22 protein-coding genes are annotated in these 22,663 nt (G+C 65.6%); 14 read left to right on the forward strand and 8 right to left on the reverse strand.

The genetic code is table 11. The annotated features are described in order from the left end of the window. Window positions 1–158 precede the first annotated feature (158 nt). Complete coding sequence (locus CYJ10_RS32565; protein ID WP_101685566.1) at window positions 159–599, reverse strand: DUF4399 domain-containing protein; 441 nt, start codon at window positions 597–599, stop codon at window positions 159–161. A 223-nt stretch (window positions 600–822) separates the two neighbouring features. Between CYJ10_RS32565 and CYJ10_RS32570 the strand changes: the two genes are divergently transcribed. Beyond that, window positions 823–2,127: a formylglycine-generating enzyme family protein gene (locus CYJ10_RS32570; protein WP_101685567.1), complete on the forward strand. Its 1,305-nt coding sequence runs from the start codon at window positions 823–825 to the stop codon at window positions 2,125–2,127. Window positions 2,128–2,190: 63 nt separating this feature from the next. On the opposite strand, the gene CYJ10_RS32575 is transcribed toward CYJ10_RS32570, so the two are convergent. Next, window positions 2,191–4,389, reverse strand: coding sequence for a serine/threonine protein kinase (locus tag CYJ10_RS32575; RefSeq protein ID WP_101685568.1), 2,199 nt, complete (start codon window positions 4,387–4,389; stop codon window positions 2,191–2,193). 421 nt (window positions 4,390–4,810) lie between these two features. On the opposite strand from CYJ10_RS32575, the gene CYJ10_RS32580 reads away from it, so the two are divergent. From CYJ10_RS32580 to CYJ10_RS32605, 5 genes are all read left to right on the forward strand, one after another. Continuing rightward, window positions 4,811–5,086, forward strand: a complete 276-nt coding sequence (locus CYJ10_RS32580; protein WP_101681696.1) for a hypothetical protein — start codon at window positions 4,811–4,813, stop codon at window positions 5,084–5,086. Between the two features lie 57 nt (window positions 5,087–5,143). Continuing rightward, entirely contained in the window at window positions 5,144–5,410 is a 267-nt protein-coding gene (locus CYJ10_RS32585) for a hypothetical protein (RefSeq protein WP_101681695.1), read from the forward strand. 84 nt (window positions 5,411–5,494) lie between these two features. Continuing rightward, window positions 5,495–5,764 carry a hypothetical protein gene (locus CYJ10_RS32590; protein ID WP_101681694.1) on the forward strand — a complete coding sequence of 90 codons (270 nt, stop codon included), beginning with the start codon at window positions 5,495–5,497 and terminating at the stop codon, window positions 5,762–5,764. 151 nt (window positions 5,765–5,915) lie between these two features. After that, a complete protein-coding gene (locus tag CYJ10_RS32595) occupies window positions 5,916–6,131 on the forward strand; it encodes a hypothetical protein (protein WP_101685600.1) in 216 nt (71 codons plus the stop codon). A gap of 825 nt (window positions 6,132–6,956) precedes the next feature. Next, window positions 6,957–8,858 carry a DEAD/DEAH box helicase gene (locus CYJ10_RS32605; protein WP_101685569.1) on the forward strand — a complete coding sequence of 634 codons (1,902 nt, stop codon included), beginning with the start codon at window positions 6,957–6,959 and terminating at the stop codon, window positions 8,856–8,858. Between the two features lie 88 nt (window positions 8,859–8,946). Here CYJ10_RS32605 and CYJ10_RS32610 read toward each other — a convergent pair whose 3' ends face one another. Together CYJ10_RS32610 and egtD are read right to left on the reverse strand one after the other, a co-directional pair. Next, window positions 8,947–10,203 carry an SUMF1/EgtB/PvdO family nonheme iron enzyme gene (locus CYJ10_RS32610; RefSeq protein WP_101685570.1) on the reverse strand — a complete coding sequence of 419 codons (1,257 nt, stop codon included), beginning with the start codon at window positions 10,201–10,203 and terminating at the stop codon, window positions 8,947–8,949. A 159-nt stretch (window positions 10,204–10,362) separates the two neighbouring features. Beyond that, the gene (gene egtD, locus CYJ10_RS32615) at window positions 10,363–11,469 is read right to left on the reverse strand and encodes an L-histidine N(alpha)-methyltransferase (protein WP_101685571.1); all 1,107 of its coding nucleotides are present in this window, start codon (window positions 11,467–11,469) and stop codon (window positions 10,363–10,365) included. Between the two features lie 585 nt (window positions 11,470–12,054). Here egtD and CYJ10_RS32620 point away from each other — a divergent pair. The 3 genes from CYJ10_RS32620 to CYJ10_RS32630 all read left to right on the forward strand — a co-directional run bounded on the left by CYJ10_RS32620 (window position 12,055) and on the right by CYJ10_RS32630 (window position 14,171). Next, on the forward strand, window positions 12,055–12,762 hold the full coding sequence (locus CYJ10_RS32620) for a TerC family protein (RefSeq protein ID WP_101685572.1): 708 nt from the start codon (window positions 12,055–12,057) through the stop codon (window positions 12,760–12,762). A gap of 117 nt (window positions 12,763–12,879) precedes the next feature. Then, a complete protein-coding gene (locus CYJ10_RS32625) occupies window positions 12,880–13,674 on the forward strand; it encodes a thymidylate synthase (RefSeq protein WP_101685573.1) in 795 nt (264 codons plus the stop codon). Further along, window positions 13,671–14,171 (forward strand): dihydrofolate reductase, encoded by a 501-nt coding sequence (locus CYJ10_RS32630; RefSeq protein WP_101685574.1) that lies wholly within the window; start codon window positions 13,671–13,673, stop codon window positions 14,169–14,171. The genes CYJ10_RS32625 and CYJ10_RS32630 overlap by 4 nt, the downstream gene beginning before the upstream one ends. Window positions 14,172–14,240: 69 nt before the next feature. Here CYJ10_RS32630 and pmbA read toward each other — a convergent pair whose 3' ends face one another. Beyond that, window positions 14,241–15,608, reverse strand: coding sequence for a metalloprotease PmbA (gene pmbA, locus CYJ10_RS32635; RefSeq protein WP_101685575.1), 1,368 nt, complete (start codon window positions 15,606–15,608; stop codon window positions 14,241–14,243). Window positions 15,609–15,665: 57 nt separating this feature from the next. Between pmbA and yjgA the strand changes: the two genes are divergently transcribed. Both yjgA and mog read left to right on the forward strand, forming a co-directional pair. Continuing rightward, entirely contained in the window at window positions 15,666–16,274 is a 609-nt protein-coding gene (yjgA, locus tag CYJ10_RS32640; RefSeq protein WP_308303030.1) for a ribosome biogenesis factor YjgA, read from the forward strand. Next, window positions 16,271–16,918 carry a molybdopterin adenylyltransferase gene (gene mog, locus CYJ10_RS32645; protein ID WP_101685577.1) on the forward strand — a complete coding sequence of 216 codons (648 nt, stop codon included), beginning with the start codon at window positions 16,271–16,273 and terminating at the stop codon, window positions 16,916–16,918. Before yjgA ends, mog begins: the two co-directional genes overlap by 4 nt. A gap of 46 nt (window positions 16,919–16,964) precedes the next feature. Here the strand turns inward: mog and CYJ10_RS32650 are convergent, their stop codons facing one another. Beyond that, window positions 16,965–17,846 (reverse strand): AEC family transporter, encoded by an 882-nt coding sequence (locus CYJ10_RS32650; protein ID WP_101685578.1) that lies wholly within the window; start codon window positions 17,844–17,846, stop codon window positions 16,965–16,967. Between the two features lie 85 nt (window positions 17,847–17,931). Then, the gene (gene orn / locus CYJ10_RS32655; protein WP_101685601.1) at window positions 17,932–18,564 is read right to left on the reverse strand and encodes an oligoribonuclease; all 633 of its coding nucleotides are present in this window, start codon (window positions 18,562–18,564) and stop codon (window positions 17,932–17,934) included. A 160-nt stretch (window positions 18,565–18,724) separates the two neighbouring features. On the opposite strand from orn, the gene CYJ10_RS32660 reads away from it, so the two are divergent. The 3 genes from CYJ10_RS32660 to CYJ10_RS32670 all read left to right on the forward strand — a co-directional run bounded on the left by CYJ10_RS32660 (window position 18,725) and on the right by CYJ10_RS32670 (window position 21,320). Then, window positions 18,725–19,975 carry a M48 family metallopeptidase gene (locus CYJ10_RS32660; protein WP_101685579.1) on the forward strand — a complete coding sequence of 417 codons (1,251 nt, stop codon included), beginning with the start codon at window positions 18,725–18,727 and terminating at the stop codon, window positions 19,973–19,975. Continuing rightward, window positions 19,972–20,949, forward strand: coding sequence for a ribosome small subunit-dependent GTPase A (gene rsgA / locus CYJ10_RS32665; protein WP_101685580.1), 978 nt, complete (start codon window positions 19,972–19,974; stop codon window positions 20,947–20,949). Before CYJ10_RS32660 ends, rsgA begins: the two co-directional genes overlap by 4 nt. A gap of 65 nt (window positions 20,950–21,014) precedes the next feature. Next, window positions 21,015–21,320 (forward strand): putative signal transducing protein, encoded by a 306-nt coding sequence (locus CYJ10_RS32670; protein WP_101685581.1) that lies wholly within the window; start codon window positions 21,015–21,017, stop codon window positions 21,318–21,320. 69 nt (window positions 21,321–21,389) lie between these two features. Here CYJ10_RS32670 and CYJ10_RS32675 read toward each other — a convergent pair. Then, window positions 21,390–22,633 (reverse strand): IS3 family transposase gene (locus CYJ10_RS32675; RefSeq protein WP_219621416.1). Its coding sequence is split into 2 segments (ribosomal slippage): window positions 21,390–22,277 and window positions 22,280–22,633, totalling 1,242 coding nucleotides; the frame shifts between segments, so codons are not numbered across the junction. Window positions 22,634–22,663 lie beyond the last annotated feature (30 nt).

The following is a 22,663-nucleotide window of genomic DNA, read 5'->3' on the forward strand; positions in this document are numbered from 1 at the left end:
GGGCGCCGAGGCATGACCGGCATGCGCGGCCGGCGCCGACGCATCGGCTGCACCCGCCAGGCCCGCCGGCAGCCAGGCAGCGGCGGACAGCAACGTCATGCCCGCGAGAAGCATCGGTCTGAAATGGGTCATGGCTCCCCCCGTTCGCGCCTGTGTGCCTAGCGCACGGTGATCGTGATCTTCTTCGAGTAAATCGGCGGATCGAACGGCACATGCTTGCTGTCGCCCAGCAGCAGTTGCAGCGTGTGCTTGCCCGGGGGCAGTTCGATGCGCGCGTCGGTCTCTCCCGCGCCAAAGTGCAGGTGATTGCGATCGTTCGGGATTTCCTTGTCCATCGGCGGCAGGTCGGCGTCGATCAGCAGATGGTGGTGTCCGCAGTTCGGCCGCTCGATGCCCTTGGGGCAGACGCCCATGCCCTTGAGCCCCATGCGCACCCAGAGCTTGCCGCCGTCGATGACGGCGCCGTCGCCGGGCCAGATGATGTAGACCTCGGCGCCCTTGGGGGCCGGCGTCAGGGGTATCGCGAACGTCGTCCAGCTGACCAGGCAAGTGGCCAGGGATGCGGCCGCGAGCGCGTGCAGCAGGGATCGTCTGGACATGGCGGCTCCTCCCGGAGAACTGTCCGCTGCACACGGTACCCCGCGCGGGAGCGGATTCTTGGTCGATGTTCTTGATGCGCTCGGCGATGTGTCCTACAGCGTAGGTCGGAAGGCTCCAAAAAGCGAACTTTCACGCCACAAACGCTGTGCTATCTTGAAACGGCCGGTACCGCGTCACGGCAACTCCACACCGCGCAGCACGGCGACTCTGAAGGGGGTGAATATGTGGCGGAAAGCAATCGTCGTGTCGCTGCTGGCGCTGCTGGGAATCGGCGCGGGAATGGGTGGCGCAGGGATGGAAGCCATGGAAGCCGCATCGCACGGGCCACCTTCGGGCAGCTTCCGGGGCAGCGCCTGGATCGCCCTGGCCGGTAACGCGCTGTTGCCACCGGCCACCGCGGGCATCCTGCCCAAGAACAGCGACGAGCAGTACGAACTGTCGTTCTGGGACTCGATCAAGAACAGCAACTACGCGACCGACTACGAGGCCTACCTGAAGCAGTATCCGAACGGACGCTTTGCCGCGCTGGCCAAGTCGCGCCTCGATCGCATCAAGGCCGGTGCGCCCGCGCAAGCTGCGTCGGCGCCGGCAACGTCGTCGGCCCCGCCCAAGCCCGAACCGAAGCCCCAGGCGAAGACCGAGCCTCCACCGACGGCCGTCAAGCCGCCCGCCGCCCCGACGCCACCAGCCCCCGCCCCGGGCCAGCCGCGTACGCGCGCCGGCGGGGCCATCGCCCAGGGCACGGTCACCTTTCCGGCAGAAGGCAAGGAAGCCCCCGCGTCCGGCGCGGCAAGGCCCGCCGAAGCCAAGGGCGGCGAATCGCGCGACTGTCCGCAGTGTCCGGTGATGGTCGGCTTGAATCCCGGCGTCTTCACGATGGGCAGCAACACCAGCGACCCGGCCGAGAAGCCGCCGCATCACGTGAACGTGGGCCACGCGTTCGCCATCGGCAAATACGAGGTCACGGTCGAGCAATGGAATGCCTGCGTCGATGCCAACGCCTGCCCGCGCATTGCCACCAACCCGCCCGAGGCCAAGACGGCACCGGCGCGCGACATCAGTTGGGACGACGCGCAGCAGTACGTGGCCTGGCTGTCGAAGACCACCGGCAAGAGCTACCGGCTGCCCACCGAGGCCGAATGGGAGTACGCGGCGCGCGGCGGCACCAGCACCGCATTCTGGTGGGGCGACAGGATGAGCAAGGGCAACGCCAACTGCAAGGACTGTGGCGATCCGTGGAGCGATGCCGCGCCCGCCAATGTCGGATCGTTCGCGCCCAATCCGTTCGGCCTCCACGACATGAACGGCAGCGTCTGGGAATGGGTGGCCGACTGCTGGCACAGCTCGTACAAGAACGCGCCGACCGACGGCCGCGCGTGGGATGAGCCCGCCTGCACGGCGCGCGTGATACGCGGCGGCTCGTGGCGCGAGGGGGCCAGCTACATGGTGTCTTCCACGCGCTTCAAGTACAGCACCAGCGTGCGGCAGTCGCAGAACGGCTTCCGCGTGGTGCGCGAGGCGAAGTAGCGGCGAGGCGACTGAGCGCGAAGGCAGGCCCAAAGAACAGACCGAAGGCGGTTGCGCTGGCGGCTACCTGGCGTGCGTGGCAATCTGCACGACGTCCGCGCTGATCTGTTCGCGGCCGTGCTTGCTGGCCATCAGCGCCAGCGGCTTTTCCAACGCCTTCAGGTATTCCTGGCGGGTCTCGAACTCGGGCCGCCGCGTGGTGAACAGCGGCGTCGGCGTGGTCAGCAGCACCACAAGCTCGGTGCCGAACGGCTTCGAGATCACCCAGTCACCGCTGTCGCCCACCGTGGCGTTGTAGCTGGCAGGCGCCTGGTTGCCCTGGATGCGCCCGCTGGGCACCAGATGCGCCACCTTGCCATCGGCCGAGAAGTAGTCGACGTAGACATACGATTCGTGCGGCGGCGTGTTGATGTCCATCACCAGCGGCGTGCCTTCCGTTAGCTGCGTGCCGCCGCGCGTGTGCAGTACCGCGCCCGCGGGCTCGCCCGCCTTCCGGCTGCCTGACCAGTACGGCGCCACCAGCTTCACGACGTCGCATTTGTCGCTGGTCAGCGGCTGGGCGTCGATCTTCAGCGTGCGTACACCAGCGATCTTGCCCAGCTTGTCGCGCAGGCCGCCCAGCGCCGACTCGCCCACATAGCCGCCTACCTGCAGCGTGTTGCCATCGATCTTGGCTGTCAGCAAGGAGCAGGGCGTGGCGGCGATCACCTGCGCCACGGCCTCGGGCTTGACGGGTACGGCTTCTTCAGGCGGTGCAGGCGCACCGGACGGCGCTGGTGTCGCCGGTGCCGCGGCCTGGGTCGGCGGCGTGCCTTCCGTCGATGGCATATGGCTGCGCCACATGTACACCAGTACCCCGGTCGCCAGGGCCACGCCAGCGATCACGCTACCGGCGATCACGGGCAGGCGAATATTGGTGCTCTGCGCTTCGCCCCCCAGCCCGGCCAGAAACTGCTTGACCGTGGGCGTGCGGGTGGCCCGATCCAGCGACAGTGCCTGGCGCAGCGCCTTCCACTGGCCGCGCGACAGTGTCTTCGGCTGCTCGAGCTTCAGGTTCTTTGCGCGCGCCTCCGTGGCCGCCACCCGGTTGTACGGGTGCCGGCCGGTCAGCAGCTCGTAGCTGACACACCCCAGCGCGTAGATGTCGTCACGCGGATCGGGCTCGCGGTGCTCGAACATCTCCGGGCTGGCGTAGGCCGGCGTCATGCCACCCAGCGACCCGGGATCGAACACGGTCTGGTCCGCGTCGTCGGCAGGCTGCTGGAAACCGCGCGCGATGCCGAAGTCGATCACCTTGACCTCGCCGCGATCGGTCAGGAACACATTGGCCGGCTTGAAGTCGCAATGGACGAAGCCGCGCTCGTGCGCGTAGGCCAGCGCATTGCCCATGCCGACGATGATCGGCATCGCCTTCACATAGGGCAGCCCCTGGAATTCCGGCGAGCGCAGCACACGGTTCAGGGACTTGCCCTGCAGGTATTCCATCGTCAGGAAGACCGTGGGGCCATCGCGATCGAAGTCGTACACCGTGACGATGTTGCGGTGGGCCAGCTGCTGGGCCTTGCGCGCCTCGCGCTGAAGCGCGATCAGCGATTTCGGATGCCCGCTGAACTGCATGTTCAGCACCTTGATCGCGATATAGGGCTTGCGGTCCGACGCCTCGAGCTTGCGCAGGTCGAGCGCCTTGTACACCGTGCCCATGCCGCCCACGCCCAGGCATTCCTCGAGCACGAAGCGACCGTTCAGCGTATCGCCCACGCCCTTGGTGGGGCCGGACGGGATGAAGCCGCCGGTGAAATGCCCGCTCTGTCCGCCGGTGGTGCTGCCCGTGTTGCTGCCGGTATTGCTACCCATATTGCCGGTGCCGCTGCCGGTGTTGCCGGTGTACCCGCCCGTCATGCCGCTACCGGTCATGCCGGTCGTGCCGGTGAACGCCGGCAACGGCAGCGGGCGATCCACGGGTTCGGGCTCGATGCGGGTTTCCTCGCCAGGCAACTCGGTGCGGCCATCGCTGCGCACGTCGTGCTGCGCCGGGCCAATGGGGTCGAACTGCGTGGCCACGTGCGAGTCGATGCGATGCATGACTTCGGCGTAGACGGCGGGCGGCAACGGAAAGCGCGTGTGCTCCTCGGAAAGCACGCGGGCAAACTGTGTGGAGTCGGTCTGATCGTCCTTCAGGGCCGTATCCACCGATGCAAGGAATTCGTCGCGGCTCAGGCCCCCGCGCTGAAAATTCCGTATGAGTTCGGTCAGGCTGGACATCCGGTGCATCCGACGAGTGGTTGCCGACTGGTGGCGCTGGCAAGTGGCGCTTTGGAGGCGGCACTGCAGGCGGAACCGTTGCGTCACGGCACACTGCCTTCGATGGATACTAGTGCGCACTCCGGCCATCCGCAATGCCGCCCTATGGTCCGGCGCCGCCCGGGACGTTGCCGCCCGCCCGACACCCGACACCTTTCTGTTGGCGCCGACCCACCACTCCGCAGGCCCCAGGCATCCCCCGCCCTACCGGCGCGCATCGCATCGTTCCCCGCCAGCCCTTTCCCCACAACGATCCGCCAACTTTTTTCGGCTCCGTGGCACGCGCTGGCACGCTTGCTGCGATATCTGGTCCGAGCGCGACACCAACCCGATGCTCATCACCCAGACCCAACGCAGCACCTTCCTCATCCAGGAGATCATCATGACCAAGCTGACCATCAAGGACCTGTCCTCGACCGAAACCCTCGACGCCAAGGCGCTGCAGGCCGTACGCGGCGGCATCGCCATCATGCCGATCACCACCGTCTACAGCCCGTTCAAGCTGTCGGTCGACAAGGTGTTCAACGTGAACCAGTCGAACCAGCAAATGCAGTCGGTGGAGAACTACTTCGGCAATGGCTCGGCCTTCCAGGACCACATGACGAACAACGTCACGACGAACCAGTCCGCGCAGAACAACGTGTACCACCCGGTCTGAGCATCACCCCTCGCATCCACGCATCGCACCCGCACATTCGCCCATTAGGAGACTGCCATGAGCACCCTGACCATCCTCGACCTGTCCAGCACCACCACCCTCGAAGCCACCCGCATGAAGTCGGTACGCGGCGGCCTGGGCCTGATCGCCCCGTGGACCAGCGTCTACGCCCCCGTGAAGCTGTCGTTCGACTCGCACACGAAGATCACGCAGTCGAACCAGCAACTGCAGGACGTGGCCAACTACTTCGGCAACGGTTCGGCCTTCCAGGACCACATGACGAACAACGTGACGACGAACCAGCACGCGCAGAACAACGCCTGAGTCCGTCGCCAGCGGCGGGCGCAGGCTTCGAGCCAGCCGCCGGCCGCGCACCGAACCCGCTGAATTCGCATCAAGGAGTCCACCATGTCATCGATCATCGTCCGCGACCTTGCCGTCAGCAAGGACCTCGACCACCAATCGCTGTGCGCCATCCGCGGCGGCACGGACTGGTTCGGCAGGATTGCCGCTGCCGGCCCGCTGGTCAACGTCAACATCAACCAGAGCGTGCAGCAGTTCCAGCAGGTGAACGTTGCCGCCTTCAACAACAACAAGATCGTTGGCGTCGACCTGGGCAACCTCGCGCTCAACGTCAATCCGGTGCAAAAGGGCGGCAACTGGGCGGCGGTGGCTTGAACGCCGCGCGTCCGGGGGCGGTCCTGTCGTGTGCGCAGCGCATGCGGCAGGACCGCTCGCCTATACTGAATCGGGCCCGCGCCTGCCCTGGCGCCGCCCGACCGGCGCCATTCCGGCCGGCCGCGGCAAGGCCCGCAAGCTGGAGATCGCCATGGCAGTCATCGTCATCAAGGATTTGTCGGAAAACATGGACCTCGACCGCGAGGCCATGACCGCCATCATCGGCGGCGCGCGGCTGGCCGGCAGCTACCGCTGGCAGGCGCACCGACGCCCCACGCTTACGCGGCTGGTCCAGTATCCGGAGGGATTCCCCGGCACATCGCAGATTGCAGGGCAGGAACGGGAGACCACGCCCGCGCGCAAGTAAGCGCGCGACGCCACTGGTCACATAACTAGAAAAAGAAAAGCCCGCCAAGCAATTGGCGGGCTTTGGTTGCGGACGGGCCCGGACTTCCTGGGTCTGCGTCACCGGCTGCTTCCGGTCATTCCTGTGCCAAGCATATTTCCCATGGATTCCGCCCATGAAGCGGACGCCCATCCGGACCACCCGGACAGTCGGAGGAAATCTGGCAGTGGCATCAATGACCGCAAGGCCGGAGGCGAGCGGCAAGCGAACCTTGCCGAAGGCAAATTCAGCGGGACATGTTGTCGTCCGCCCCGTACGGGCATCAATGCCCGCGCACTGGAGTATAGGCACGTTGCCCCGACATGCAAGCAATGCCCCGGCCGCTTTCATTTACGTTTGCTTACGATGTCCCGGGTTTTTCCCGCTTGCGCGGTGCAACAAAAAATTCAGCGTTCTGCTATACTTCGCGCCGTGAGTTTCGCACTGTGAGTCCCGCACCACGCCTCAAGGCAATCTGCCGTGGCGTATCCGCTACCTCCCAAGATCTGCTCCCTGCCTCTGTCATCACACGAAGTATCAGACAGGTGCCTGGCCAGAACGCACCGCTCACCTGACGCTGCCTCGTCTCCGATCCTGATAACAGCCTGAATTGCTGTTTGCCTGCCAGGGATAATCGGCCGGTTTGTTTGAATCGCCAGCCGCCCCACCCTGCCTGCCGCCGTATTGCCAGCTGAGTCTGTCGTACGGCCTACCGATTGGCGCCGAAGCCTTTTTAAGACTTTGCACTTGCGCCCACCCCTTTGCGCACAATGCCCGGGGGTGCCATGCATATTTAATACGTACGACATGACCCAGCACGAAGACTTCCGTGCGGAGCAGCCTTTTGCTTCCGCCGCCGACACCATTGCCACGCCCGCCGCTGCCGTGAGCCCGCTCGACAAGCTCGACGCCATGCTCAACGCCGATGCCGCCCCGGCAGCGCAAGCGTCGGAAGCCACGGAAAGTGGTTTCGCAAACCTTGGCCTGGACGCCGCCATCCTGCGCGCCCTGGCTGAAGCCAACTACAACAACCCCACCCCGGTTCAGGCCCAGGCCATTCCCGCCTTCCTGGCTGGCCGCGACCTGCTGGTCTCGAGCCAGACCGGTTCGGGCAAGACCGCCGCGTTCATGCTGCCGGCGATCCAGCGCATCAGCGAAAAGCCCGCGACGAATCGTCCGACCGAACCGGCCAAGCGCATGAAGGGCAAGCGCCCCCGTCCGGCCGCCGCCCAGCCGTCGCTGCTGGTGCTGACGCCGACGCGTGAGCTGGCCCTGCAGGTGACCGAAGCTGCTGCCAAGTACGGCCGCCATCTGCGCCGCATCGTGTGCGCCAGCATCCTGGGCGGCATGCCCTATCCGAAGCAGCTGGCCATGCTGTCGCGCATGCCGGACATCCTGGTGGCCACGCCGGGCCGTCTGCTGGACCATATCGAAGCCGGCCGCATCGACCTGTCCGCGCTGGACATGCTGGTGTTCGACGAAGCCGACCGCATGCTCGACATGGGCTTTGCCGACGACATCGACGCCATCGTGGCCGCCACGCCGGCATCGCGCCAGACGCTGATGTTCTCGGCCACGCTGGACGCCCGTATCGGCCAGCTGGCTTCGCGTCAGCTGCGCGACCCGCAACGCATCGAGATCGCCGCCGCACGCGCCGACAACAGCAACATCGAACAGCGCCTGCACTTCACCGACGACATGTCGCACAAGGAGCGCCTGCTCGATCACCTGCTGCGCGATTCGTCGCTGAAGCAGGCCATCGTGTTCACGGCCACCAAGCGTGACGCCGATTCGCTGGCCGAGCGCCTGTCGGATACCGGCTTTGCCGCTGGCGCCCTGCACGGCGACATGACCCAAGGCGCGCGCAACCGCACGCTGACGGCCCTGCGCCGCGGCAACCTGCGCGTGCTGGTGGCTACCGACGTGGCCGCACGCGGCATCGACGTACCCGATATCACCCACGTGGTGAACTTCGACCTGCCCAAGCAGGCGGAAGACTACGTGCACCGTATCGGCCGTACGGGCCGTGCCGGCCGCTCGGGTATCGCCATCAACCTGGTGAACCATGGCGACATGTTCCAGTGGCGCCGTATCGAGCGCTTCACGAACAACCGCATTGACGCGTCGGTGATCGAAGGCCTGGAGCCGCGCCGTTCGCCGAAGCCGCGTTCGAACTTCGGCGGCAAGCCGTCGGGCGGCCGTGATGGCTTCCGTGGCAACAGCGGCGGCGGCTATCGCAGCGGCAATGGCGCCGGCAACGGTGGTGGCTACCGTGGCAACAATGGCGGCAACCGCGAAGGCGGCGAGCGCAGCTTTGGCGAGCGCCGCTTCAGCAACGACGGCAACCGTGGCTTCGGCGACCGTGGCAACGGCGGCGGCTTCGGCGACCGCGGCAACAGCGCCGGCTTCGGCGACCGTGGCAACGGCGGCGGCTTCGGCGACCGTGGCAACAGCGCCGGCTTCGGCGACCGTGGCAACGGTGGCTACCGTGGCCAGGGTCAAGGTCAAGGTCAGGGTCAAGGCCAGCAACGCAGCTTCGGCGGCGAGCAACGCTCGTACGGCAACCGTGACGGCCAGCAGCGCGACGGCAACCGTGGTTTCGGTGGCGAGCGCAGCTTTGGCGACCGCAAGTTCGGCGACCGTGGTGGCGATCGTGGCGGCTTTGGCGGCCAACGCAACGGCAACAGCCGTTCGCGCTTCGAGCGTTAATCGCTGATCTCCCTGCCGCCGGCCAGCCGGTGGCAGGACGCAAAAAAAGGCACCCGAGGGTGCCTTTTTTATTGCCGCCGGCGTCAGGTCAGATCGCGCACGTCCGGAATCCCACGAACGACACGTCGTCCTCCGGCAACAAGGCCGTGCGGGCCCGCACGTGGCGCAGGCGCCACGGGCTGGCGAACGACACGCCGCGCACGGCCTGGTGCGTGCCAAAGCGGCCGATGATCTCGCCATCGGTCGGCTCGGCGGCAAAGCCCAGGTATGGCTCGTACGGCGTGGCCGTCCATTCGCGCAACGTGCCCCACTGCAGCCCGCGATTCTGCGCGGCCGCCAGTTCCCACTCCACCTCCTGCGGCAGGCGGCGCCCGGCCCAGACGCACCACGCCTGCGCCTCGAACAGCGTGACGTGACGCACCGGCTCGTCGGGATTGAGCGTGCGCTCGGTGCCGAAGCGCGACACCACCCAGCTACGGCTGACCGCGTGGCGCGACCAGTAGCGCGGGGCCGAGCGCTCCTGCGTCATCAGCCATTGCCGGCCGGCGGCCGACCAGTACGACGGATGCTCGTAGCCGTGGTCTTCCACAAACTCCAGGAACTGGGCGTTGGTGACCAGCGCGGCGTCCATCTCGAACGCGGGCACGTAGATCTTCTGTGCCGGCAATTCGTCGGGCCAGGCATAGCCGTCGGTGTCCTGCCAGCCCTGCGTGAAATTGCCGCCCGGGAAATGCAGCGTGCCCGACGACTGTACGGCCATCGCCGGTGCAATCGATGCGGGCTCGACCGGCGCCACTTCCAGCGCCTGCAGCAGCGTGGCCACGGTTTCGCCCTGCACGTCCTCGTAGTACAGCGCGCGGCGGAACGGATACAGCGTGGTGTCATCATCGTCGGGCAACAGCGCGATGCGGCGCAGCAGGCCATCCAGCACCTTCGTGGCGTATTGCTTCACCACGGCCACGTCAGGCAGCGCGATTTCCCAGCGCTCATCGGGGCCGATCCGCTCGGGATCGAACCACTCGTCGGCGCCATCGAGCAGCGACGGCTCGCTGGCCACCGGCAGGCGGATACCGCCCTGCTCCAGGTGCCGCACACCGCGCAGGCACCACCATTCGGCGTGCCACGCGATATTGCCCAGCGTCCACAGCGGCGGATTGGCATCGTACTGGCGCTGCACCGTCCAGCCTTTGCGGGTCACCCCGAAGGCACCCAGCCATGCCAGCGTGCGGTTGCGTGAATCCACCAGTGCCTGTGCCAACCCCTCGCGCGGCAACCGGCGCGCGTCGGGCCAGGCCGCGGTGCCGCCGGTGAAGTGGAGATCGGGAAGCATGGAGAAGCCGCTCATCGAGGTATCCGTGACATAGGGTGGGAATCGGTGCCGGCCCGGCCGGCTGCGCGCATTATGACACCGCGCGCCAACGCGTTCCGGCCCGCACCCTTTCACCCTGCTGTCGGCGCGGCTTACCGCCAGTCTGCCCCTCGGTCGGCCAGTTCCTCCGATCCGTCAGCCGCACGCGTGAAACACCGCGAACCAGCCGCGCGGATCGGTCCAGCTGACCGGGTCGGTAAAGCCGGCCGCTTCGAGCAGAATCGCGAAGTCGTCCGGCCGATACTTGTGCGAGTCCTCGGTATGGATGCGGTCGCCGGCGGCGAACCGCCGCTCGCCGCCGGGCCAGCGCACGGTCACATCGCGTTCGGCCTGCAGATGCATCTGGATGCGGGACGCCTGCGTATCGAACGTGGCCGCATGGCGCCAGTCGGCCAGCGCGAAGTCGCTGCCGACGATGCGATTCACGTTGCGCAGCACGTTGCGGTTGAACGCGGCCGTCACGCCCAGCGCATCGTCATAGGCAGCCACCAGCGTGTCCGGGTCCTTGTACAGGTCCACGCCGATCAGCACGCCGTCGCCCGGGCCCGCCGCGGCACGCAGCCGTTGCAGCAGCGCCAAGGCATCGATCGGCGCAAAGTTGCCGATGCTGGAGCCGGGATAGAAAAACAGCCGGCGGCCGCGTTTGACACTGCTGGGCAGGTCCAGCGGCCCGCACAGGTCGGCCCCCAGCCCCAGCATGGGAATCTGGGGATTCTGCTGCTGCAGCGCGTCCAGGGTGCCGCGCAGGAATTCCACCGAAATATCGAGCGCCACGTACTGCGCCGGCTGCAGGCTCGGGAACAGGCGCGCGGCCTTCTGGCAGTTGCCGGCGCCCAGGTCGATCAGCACGCAGCCGCTGCCCGCCCGTGCGGCGATGGCGGACGCCGCCGTGGCAAAAATCGACGCTTCGGTGCGGGTGGGATAGTACTCGGGCAGGTCGGTGATGGCCTCGAACAGCCGGGAGCCCAATACGTCGTAGAAGAACTTCGGGCTGATGCGCGCCTGCCCAAGGCGCAGCCCCTGCTCGATTTCGGCGCGCAGCGCGCCGTTGTCCTCGCGGTATTGCTGTACGAATTCCGGGTGCAGGGCCGCCCCGGGCCGGGCATGGCCATTGCCGACGACGATACGCGGCTCCGGCGCAATCTCCGGCGTGGCGTGGCCGTTCTGGTGATGGGAGTTGTTATGGGAGTTGTTGCGGGTCGAATGGGTGTCGGGCGTCTGAAGCGTAGTGGGGGCCGGCATGACGTTTCCTTGTTGTCGATGGGCACTACGGTGAATCCCTCTCAAAGCGTCCGCGATGGCGCTGGGCCTGCGGCCGGTTCGGGGTGCGCGCCTGTCAGGTCTGGGGCACACCTGCCGAACCGATCCAAATAGGATAGGTGCATACGCTTATGCGTGCGTGATACGTTGCATCACTTTACAAACAGCACTGCACGGCATTCATGTCTGAAACTTGATACATACAAACCCCACCCCGGCAGCGCAACATTTTTTTCGTAGTTCCCTTATAATCGCCTCCAACGTGATCGCCGGAGCTTCTGGCGGACGCGATCCCTTCCAAAGAGGGAAGTAAAAGGGGAGTAGCTTGGGGGCATCCGATGCCCTTAGCACAATCGTCATTCCGAGACGCATCGCTCGTCTCCGGTTGTGCTGACCCTGGCGCGCATTCCGCGCCAGTCAGTCGAGCAAGACCTTTGCACACCTGGTTTTTATGGTTTGCAAAGGCGACCCCGATCACTTCCGGCGCTCGACGTAAATCCCAGGTGCAACAAAAAACCCTTGCTGGCTCGATGGCCTGCAGCTTTTTTTCGTACCTGAGGAGCGTACATGGAGTGGCTTACCGATCTGTTCACGATGCAGTTTCTGACAGCGCTGCTGTCCATCGTCGTCATTGACCTGGTCCTGGCTGGCGACAACGCCATCGTGATCGCCCTCGCGGCGCGCAACCTGCCGCCGCACCTGCAGAAGAAAGCCATTGTCTGGGGCACCATCGGTGCCGTGGTGGTCCGTTCGGCCATGACGATTGGCGTGGTCTGGCTGCTCAAGATCCCCGGCCTGCTGCTGGTTGGTGGCCTGGCGCTGGTCTGGATTGCCTACAAACTGCTGGCCGCCGAGGAAGACGGCGACGGGCACGGCGCTGGCGCGGCCACGCTGGTGGGCGCCATGAAGACCATCATCATCGCTGACGCGGTGATGGGCGTGGACAACGTGCTGGCCGTCGCCGGCGCCGCCCACGGCAGCTTCCTGCTGGTGGTGCTGGGCCTGCTGATCAGTATCCCGATCGTGGTCTGGGGTTCGAGCCTGGTGCTCAAGCTGATGTCGCGCTACCCGTCGATCATCTACATCGGTGCCGGCGTGCTGGCCTTCACCGCCGTCAAGATGATCCTGGGCGAGCCGATCACCAAGACCTTCTTCGAGGCGCAGCCCGCCATCAAGTGGGGCCTGTACCTGGTGATCGTCGGTGGCGTGCTGGGTGCCGGCTACCTGACCCAGAAGCGTCGCGAAGGCAACCAGAAGCCGGCGGAAAGCCACTGACCCGGCTGACCGGAATTGCCGGAAATGCAAAAGGCCGCCTTCGGGCGGCTTTTTGCTTTCAGGCTAAAATCCCCGCTTTACGGCCCGCAGCCGACATCACATTTCTACCCCGCGCCGATGAAACAGTATCTCGACTTCATGCGCCATGTTTTTGAGCATGGCACCGAAAAGCCCGACCGCACCGGCACCGGCACGCGCTCGGTGTTCGGCTACCAGATGCGCTTCGACCTGAACGAAGGCTTTCCGGTCGTCACCACCAAGAAACTGCACCTGAAGTCGATCATCCACGAACTGCTGTGGTTCCTGCAGGGATCGACCAACATCAAGTACCTGAAGGACAACGGCGTCACGATCTGGGACGAATGGGCCGACGCCAACGGCGAACTCGGTCCGGTCTACGGCTACCAATGGCGCGCTTGGCCCACGCCGGATGGCCGCCATATCGACCAGATCAGCGAGGTGGTGCAGCAGATCCGCAACAACCCCGATTCGCGCCGGCTGATCGTGTCGGCCTGGAACGTGGGCGAAATCCCGCAGATGAAGCTGCCGCCCTGCCACGCGTTCTTCCAGTTCTACGTGGCCGACGGCAAGCTGAGCTGCCAGCTGTACCAGCGCAGCGCCGACATCTTCCTTGGGGTGCCGTTCAATATCGCCAGCTACGCGCTGCTGACGCACATGATTGCGCAGCAATGCGGCCTGGGCGTGGGCGACTTCGTCTGGACAGGCGGCGACTGCCACATCTACAGCAACCACTTCGAGCAGGTGCAGACGCAGCTTTCCCGCGCGCCGATGAAGCTGCCGACGCTGAAGATCAAGCGCAAGCCCGACAGCATCTTCGACTACCAGTACGACGACTTCGAGCTGGTGGGCTACGAATCGCACCCTGCCATCAAGGCACCGGTGGCCGTATGACGCTGCTGACCCTGATCGTCGCGCGTGCGCGCAACGGCGTGATCGGCCGCGACAACACGCTGCCGTGGCGCCTGCCCGAGGACCTGCAGCATTTCAAGCGCACCACGCTGGGCGCCCCGATCATCATGGGCCGCAAGACCTGGGATTCGATCGGCCGGCCGCTGCCGGGCCGCCGCAATATCGTGGTAAGCCGCAACCGCGACCTGCAGCTGGAAGGCGCCGAGGTGGTGGGGTCGCTGGAAGATGCCCAGCGCCTGTGCGTGGGCGTGGAACAGGTGTTCCTGATTGGCGGCGCGCAGCTCTATGCCGAAGCACTGCCCAGCGCAGATCGCCTGATCGTCACCGAGATCGATGCCGACGTGGAGGGCGATGCCCACTTCCCGGCCGTCGACCGGTCGACGTGGCTGGAGGTCTCGCGCGAGACCCACCATTCGGAGGCCAACGCGTTCGACTATGCGTTCGTGACCTACGAGCGCCCGCCTTCGGGCGAGGAATGACCACGCCGGCCTGACCACGAAAAACGGCGCCCCAGGGCGTCGTTTTCCGTTTTGCCGAGTGCCGGAAGCTCAGTTGCCGGCAATGGTCATCTGCTCGAGCAGGATCGACCCGGTTTCCTTGGTGCCGCGCACCAGGGCGTCGGCGCCGATACCAACGATCTGCTTGAACATTTCCACCATGTTGCCGGCGATGGTGATTTCCTCCACCGGGTACTGGATCACACCGTTCTCGACCCAGTAGCCCGACGCGCCGCGCGAATAGTCGCCTGTCACGTAGTTCACGCCCTGCCCCATCAGTTCGGTCACCAGCAAGCCGGTGCCCATCTTCTTCAGCATGCCGGCGAAGTCGTCGCCCGGCTGCGTCCGCGAGCTGGTCAGCGTCAGGTTGTGCGAGCCGCCCGCATTGCCGGTGGTCTTCATGCCGAGCTTGCGCGCCGAATAGGTCGACAGGAAATAGCCCTGCACCACGCCGTCGCGCACCACGTCGCGGGCCTGCGTGCGCACGCCTTCCTCGTCGAACGGGGCGCTGCCCATGGCGGCTGGCACGTGCGGCTGCTCATGGATCTGGATATCCGGCGAAAACACGGCCTTGCCCAGCGTGTCGTACAGGAACGTCGACTTGCGATACAGCGCACCGCCCGACACCGCCTGCACGAAGGCACCTAGCAGGCCGGCCGCCAGCGGCGCCTCGAACAGCACCGGGCACTTGCGCGTGGACAGCTTGCGGGCATTCAGGCGGGCCAGTGCGCGCTCGGCGGCATAGCGGCCAATGGCCTCGGGTTCGGCCAGCGCCAGCGGCGAGCGCTTGGACGAATACCAGTCGTCGCGCTGCATGCCGCCGCCGGAGCCGGCAATCGGCGCCGCCGAAATGAAATGGCGCGAATACGGATAGCCGCCCACGAAGCCGCGCGACGTGGCCAGCACGAACTGCGAGTGCTGGGCCGATACGCTGGCACCATCGCTGTTCTTGATCTTCGGCGACACCGCGAACGACGCCGCCTCGGCACGGCGCGCGATGTCGATGGCACCCTCGGCGTCGATGTCCCACGGGTGGAACAGGTCCAGGTCCTGCGGATTGCGTTCGAGCAGGCCTTCCTCGGCCAGGCCCGCGCAGTCATCCTCGGCTGTGAAGCGGGCGATGTTGTACGCCGCCTCGGCCGTGGCGCGCAGGGCGGCCGGCGAGAAATCGGACGTGCTGGCATTGCCGCGGCGCTGGCCGATCATGACCGTCACACCCACCACCTTGTCGCGGTTCTGCTCGATGGTTTCCACCTGCCCCTTGCGCACCGTCACCGACAGGCCACCGCCTTCGGAGATCTCGGTGGCGGCATCCGTCGCGCCAAGTTCGCGTGCCACGCGCAGCACATCAGCCGCCATGGCCTTGAGCTGATCCTGGGTATAGGTGAAATGCGCGGTCTTTTCGGCAGTCTGGCTCATATGGGCGGGCGTGATCAAAAGTCCAAACGGGAATCATAGCAAGATAAAATGGCGGCCATGACGCGAAATACCCGTAACAACTCCCACGGCCGTTTCCCGGGCGCCTTCGGCCCGGAAGAGGACGACGACCTGCCCAAGAGCAAGTCGCAGCGCAAGCGCGACATGACCGAGCTGCAGGACCTTGGCGCCGAACTCGAGGCGCTGGCCAAAGACCGCCTGGCACGCGTGCCGATGCCCGAATCGCTGTCGGACGCCGTGCTGGCCGCCCGCAAGATCACCAGCCACGAAGGCAAGCGCCGCCAGATGCAGTTTGTCGGCAAGATCATGCGCAGCCTGGACGACGACGAAGTGGCCGCCATCCGCGCGGCCCTGGAAGGCTTCAAGGGCACCAGCAAGGCCGAAACGGCCAAGATGCACCTGATGGAGCGCTGGCGTGACCTGCTGCTGGCCGACGACGCCATGCTGACCAAGTTCCTGGGCGAACACCCGGGCATCGACGTGCAGTCGGTGCGCAACATCATCCGCAACGCCCGCAAGGAAAAGGAACTGGGCAAGCCGCCCAAGTACTACCGCGAGCTGTTCCAGGCCATCAAGGCGGCACTGGAAAGTGACGATGATGGCGACGAAAGTGCTGCATCAGATACTCCAAAGGAACCCGAAGCATGAACCCGCCGCTGACCGCCCCCGTCCCCCGTCACCACGCCGACGAGTTGGTGGTCGGCTTTGTATCCATTTCCGACCGTGCGTCGTCCGGCACTTATCAGGACGAAGGCATCCCGGCCCTGCGCGACTGGTTCGGCAAGACGCTGACCTCGCCGTGGCAGGCCGTGGAACGGCTGATTCCCGATGAAGCGCCGCTGATCTCTCGCACGCTGATCGAACTGGTCGACGTGGCCGGGTGCGATCTGGTGCTGACCACCGGCGGCACAGGCCCGGCCCGCCGCGATGTGACGCCCGAGGCCACGCTGGCCGTAGGCACGCGGGAAATGCCGGGATTTGGCGAGCAGATGCGACAAGTGAGTCTGCACTTCGTGCCGACGGCCATCCTGTCGCGCCAGGTGGCGGTGATTCGAGAAACGCCGAGCCGCGCCGCGCTGATCGTCAACCTGCCCGGCCAGCCCAAGGCCATCCGCGAGACGCTCGAAGGCCTGCGCGACGTGGAAGGCCGCGTGATCGTGCAGGGCGTGTTTGCCGCGATGCCCTATTGCATCGATCTGATCGGTGGCCCGTATGTCGAAACCAACGAAGCCATCGTGAAGGCGTTCCGGCCGAAAAGCGCGCTGCGCGCGAAGCCGAACCCGACGGTCTGACCCCCCGATCCCGAACGCGCCCTGCCCCACCGGGAGCAGGGCGTTTTTATTTCAGCCCCAGATACAGCCCGATCGGCACGAACACCACGGCGGCGATATTGCCGAGCAGCACGATCGACGCCACCTGGTCGGGTTCCTGCCTGAAATGGTCGGCCACCAGGAAGTTCAGCACCGCCGGCGGCAGCGCCGCAAAGACGAACAGCAGCCCGCGCTGCAGGTCGGTCATCGGCACCCACCACGCCAGCAGCAGCGCCACAGCGATACCCGCCAGCGGGCAGACGACGGCGCCCAGCACGCCCATGCCCCAGTTGCGCAGGCTCACGTCCTTCATGCGGACGCCCAGCGCAAACAACATCAGCGGCACCGTGGAATCGCCCAGCAGCTTGATCGATTCATAGACCGGCTCGGGCAGCGCAAATACCGGCTTGGCCAGCGACAGCGCCACGCCGGCCACGGTGGCCAGCACCATCGGATTGCGCGCGATCTGCGCCATCGACGCATGCCGGTTCACGATCTTCATCCCGATCGTGAAATGCATCAGGTTCGATGCCGCGAACAGCGCCACGGCCGGCGCCAGGCCCATCTGCCCGAAGGCGAAGACCGACAGCGGCAGCCCCATATTGCCGCAGTTGTTGAACATCATCGGGGGCACGAACGTGCGCGGGTTGGCGCCGCTCACGCGCGCCACCACCCAGGCCAGGATGCCCGAGCCGACCACCACGGCCACGGCGCAGGCCAGCAGTACCAGGTGGTCCGCCAGCACGAAATCCTTGCTGATGAACGCCGATACCACCAGTAGCGGCGCGATCACCTCGAGCATCGCCTTGTTGATGCCCGCCATGTCCGGATGGGCTCGCCGCCCGTATATCCACCCGATCAGGATGATCAGGATGACCGGCGTGATGATCGAGACGATGCGCGTGAACATGGCGGGGGGCGGCTGGACAGACTCGGGCGGCGTGGCCGGTCCGTCGTGGAGCCTGCCCGCCGGGTTCTTGTTCTTGAGGCGGGCGTTACGCCGAGGGCGCGGCGGGGGCGGAAGGTGCGGCGGGGGCCGGCATCGTGGCGGCCGCCTCGGCCGGCGTCTTGATGAAGTGCTGGCGGTAGTAGCGCAGTTCTTCCACCGATTCCAGGATGTCGGCCAGCGCCGTGTGCAGCTGGCGCTTCTGGAAACCCTTGTGGATGGCCGGTTCCCAGCGCTTGCACAGTTCCTTCAGCGTCGAGACGTCCAGGTTGCGGTAGTGGAAGAACGCTTCGAGCTTGGGCATGTAGCGCGCCATGAAGCGGCGGTCCTGGCAGATCGAATTGCCGCACATGGGCGACTTGCTGGCCGGCACCCAGCGCTTCAGGAATGCCAGCAGTTCGGCCTCGGCCTGGGCTTCGGTCAGCGTCGACGCCTTGACCTTGTCGATCAGGCCCGAGCGGCCGTGCGTGCCCTTGTTCCAGTTGTCCATGCCGTCGAGCACCGCATCCGACTGGTGGATCACCAGCACCGGCCCTTCGGCCAGGATGTTCAGTTCGGAATCGGTGACCACCACCGCTACCTCGATGATCCGGTCGGTATCCGGCTGCAGGCCGGTCATTTCCATGTCCAGCCAGACAAGGTTGTTTTCACTTTTGACGGAGGATGCGGCGGGACTTGTCATCTGGCGGTACGGCTCGATATGGATTTCGGAAGAATTGCCCCGGATCGGCGGGTGGCCGGGGGCGAACAATTTATAATTCTCGCATATCTGCCCCGGATGGCATGCCGCGCACACCGGCTTTCCCGTTGCTGCGCCGCGCCATCGTCTACAAGGCTTGCCGATGTTCACGCTGATCTTTCTTGCCGCCCTGGTCATCATGGCGCTGACCAAACTCTGGCTCGCGTCGCGCCAGATCCGCCATGTGGCGCGCCATCGCGGCGCCGTGCCCGCGCGGTTTGCCGACACCATCGCCCTGTCCGCCCACCAGAAGGCGGCGGACTACACGATTGCCCGCACGCGGCTGTCGATGCTCGAAGTGCTGGCCGGCGCCGCCGTGCTGATCGGCTTCACGATGCTGGGCGGCCTGCACGCGCTGAACCAGCTCTGGCTCCATACCTTCCCGGACAGCCCCTACTTCTACGGCGTGGCCCTGATCGCCAGCGTGGCCGTCATCGGCGGGCTGTTCGACCTGCCCTTCTCGCTGTATGGCCAGTTCGTGATCGAGCAGCGCTTCGGCTTCAACAAGATGACCTTCGGCCTGTGGCTGGCCGACCTGGCCAAGATGGCCGCGGTGGCCTGCGTGCTGGGCCTGCCGCTGCTGCTGGCCGTGCTGTGGCTGATGGATCGCGCCGGCCCCTACTGGTGGCTCTACACGTGGCTGCTCTGGGTGGGCTTCAGCCTGCTGCTGCAGGTCATCGTGCCCACGTACATCGCCCCGCTGTTCAACAAGTTCGAGCCGCTGGCCGACGAAGGCCTGCGCGAACGCATCGAGGCGCTGCTGCGCAAGTGCGGATTCGCCAGCAAGGGTCTGTTCGTGATGGACGGCAGCCGGCGCAGCGCGCATGGCAACGCCTATTTCACCGGCTTCGGCGCCACCAAGCGCATCGTGTTCTTCGACACGCTGCTGGAGCGCCTGGACGGCGAAGAGGTGGAAGCCGTGCTGGCCCACGAGCTGGGCCACTTCAAGCGCCGCCATGTGGCCAAGATGATCGCCGTCACGTTTGCGCTGTCGCTGGTGTTCCTGGCCATCCTGGGCTGGCTGGCCACGCGCGAGTGGTTCTTCACGGGCCTGGGCGTGCTCCCGAACTTCGGCGCCAGCAACAATGCGCTGGCGCTGGTGCTGTTCTTCCTGGCGCTGCCGGTGTTCACGTTCATCCTGGGGCCTCTGGCCAGCCAGTCGTCGCGCAAGCATGAATTCGAGGCCGACGAGTTTGCCGCGCACCAGACCAATGCCGGGCATCTGGTCTCCGCGCTGGTGAAGCTGTACAAGGACAACGCGTCGACGCTGACGCCGGACCCGATCTATAGCGCGTTCTACTACTCGCATCCGCCTGCAGCCCAGCGGATCGACCGCCTGCTGTCGCACGCATGACCCGCAGCGCACGCCATCACAACGCCGGCAAGGGCTCCGGCAAGGGCAACGGAGCCCACACGGAATCCGCACTGATCGTCGCCGCGCATGGCCGCCACTACGTGGTGGAGCGCACCGATGGTTCCCATCTGCATGCCTTCCCGCGCGGCAAGAAGAGCGACGCGGCCGTGGGCGACCACGTACGCATCGAACTGGCCGCGGTGGACCAGGGCGTGATCACCGGCATCGATCCGCGCAAGAACCTGCTTTACCGGTCCGACCAGTTCAAGTCGAAGCTGCTGGCGGCCAATATCGACCAGGTCATCATCGTGCTGGCCACCGAGCCGAGCTTCTCGGAGGATCTGCTGGGCCGCGCGCTGGTGTCGGCCGAGGCGCTGGAAATCCGCCCGCTGGTGATCCTGAACAAAACCGACCTGACCGGGCGGCTCGACGATGCCCGCCGCCGCCTGAAGCTGTACCAGGACCTGGGCTACGACACGCTGGAGCTATCCGTCCACGCCCGCCCCGAAGAGACGCTGGCCGCATTGAAGCCGCGCACGGCCGGAGTGTCGAGCATCCTGATCGGGCAGTCGGGCATGGGCAAGTCGTCGCTGCTGAACCTGCTGATTCCAGGCGTGGAAGCCCAGACGCGCGAGATTTCGTCGAAGCTCGACTCCGGCAAGCACACCACCACCTTCACGCGGCTGTATCACCTGCCGGCGGAATGGGCTGTGGTCGATGGCCAGCCCGGCTACCTGATCGACTCGCCGGGCTTCCAGGAATTCGGCCTGCACCACCTGAGCGAAGGCATGCTGGAGCGCGCCTTCCCGGAATTCCGGCCGCAGCTGACCGAATGCCGGTTCTACAACTGCCACCACATCAACGAGCCCGGTTGCGGCGTGCTGGGCGCCATCGACAACGGCACGATCTCGCCGCGCCGCCACCAGCTCTATACGCAGCTGCTGCACGAATCGCGTCAGCAGAAGCCGTGGTAAGCCCCGGCTGGCAATCGGCAATGGCCGTGGTAAGGTAAAAGCACCCTGCCTGCCACGGCTTCATCATGAAACTGCTGCTAAGGACGCCTTCGCTGGTCCATGCCGCGCATTGTCAGAACGTACTGGATGCTGCGGGCATCCGCGCGGAAGTCCGCAATACCTGGCTTGCCGGCGCGGCGGGCGACATCCCGCTCAATGAAAGCGCCCCGCAGGTCTGGATTTTCGACGACGCGGCCGAAGCCGACGCCTGGGCCGCCCTGAATGCGGCGGCCAATCCCACGCCGGGGCCGCGCTGGCAATGTCACCGATGCGGGGAATGGCACGAGGCGCAGTTCGCCGCGTGCTGGCACTGCGGCGCCCATCACGAGTAAGGACGGGCAGGACGAGCAAGGTGTCAAGTCCTGACATAGGTTGACAGCTTTTTTGGCTGCGGCCGGCCCCTATTGGGCCAAGGCAACCGACGCCCGATGGATCTCATCGGGCGTTTTGTATTTCAGGGCCTGATGCGGCCGTTCCCGGTTATAGATCCGGACAGACTCCCTCACCATGCGGGTCGCTTGCTGCAGGTCATTTGGTCGGTTCAGCAGGAATTCGCCCTTGAGAATGCCGTTGATGCGTTCGGCCAAAGCGTTCTGGTAGCAGTCGTAGCCGTCGGTCATCGAGCAGGTCAGGCCATGCCGCTCGTGGATGGCCTGGTAGTAAGTGGAGCAGTATTGAATTCCACGGTCCGAATGGTGTATCAGTGGTTGCCGCGTCTGGCGCGAGCGCAGTGCCATCTTCAGCGCTTGGCTCACCTGCTCGGTCTGCAGGCTGTCATGGACGTGGTAGCCCACGATCTTTCGCGAGTAGGCGTCCGTGACCAGGCTCAGATAGACCGTCTGCCGGGCGGTGGGAAGGTACGTAATGTCGGCAACCCAGACTTGTTCGGCCGCATTGGGCACTACCTTCTGCGGCCCATCCTTGAGCAGGTTCGGGTGGCGCCGGAAGCGGTGATGGCTGTGTGTGGTCTTGTGATAGGCCCGAAGCGGCTTCACCAGCAGCCTGGCCGCACGCAGAACGTCGAACAGCCCGTCACGGCCCACCCGGATATCCGCCTTCTCCAGCGGAGTTCGCAAGACCTGCTGCAGCTTGCGAGTGCCCATGCGTGGCTGGCGCAGCCGCACCTCGGTGACCAAGGCGCAAATACTGGCATCCCGAGCGGTCTGCTTGAGTTCGCTGTGGCGACGCTTGTAGTACGCCTGCCGGCTGATGCCAATGTAACGGCAAGCCCTGCTAACGCTTAGCCCTTGGACGAGCTCTTGCGCGAGGACTTGCCCGAAGGCTTTTTTACCATGCGAACCCCGTGCTCCTTCTGGATCACGTCGATCACCGCTTCGAACAACCGCGCTTTCTCCTGCGCCTCGCGCAACTGGACCTCCAGTTCCTTGATACGCTGCTCCGGCGTGCCCGGCTTGGTCTTGTCTTGATTTTTCATCGTGGCGTACCGGGCGCCCTGTGGCAACGAGCCGCTCCAGTCCTGCAATCCGTACTTGCGCAACCATACCAGCACTGTGGACCGCCCCTGGATTCCGTACTTGTGTTGCGCCTGCTTGTACGTCAGTTCGCCTTTTTCTACTGCCTCCACCACCGCCAGCTTAAAAGCCAGCGTGTAGTCACGTTGGGTTCGCTTCCGATCCGCCTCCAAGGCACTCTCCTCATCACTGCAAGAAAAGTG

It is taken from the genome of Cupriavidus pauculus (assembly GCF_002858765.1).
Lineage (GTDB): Bacteria > Pseudomonadota > Gammaproteobacteria > Burkholderiales > Burkholderiaceae > Cupriavidus > Cupriavidus pauculus_B.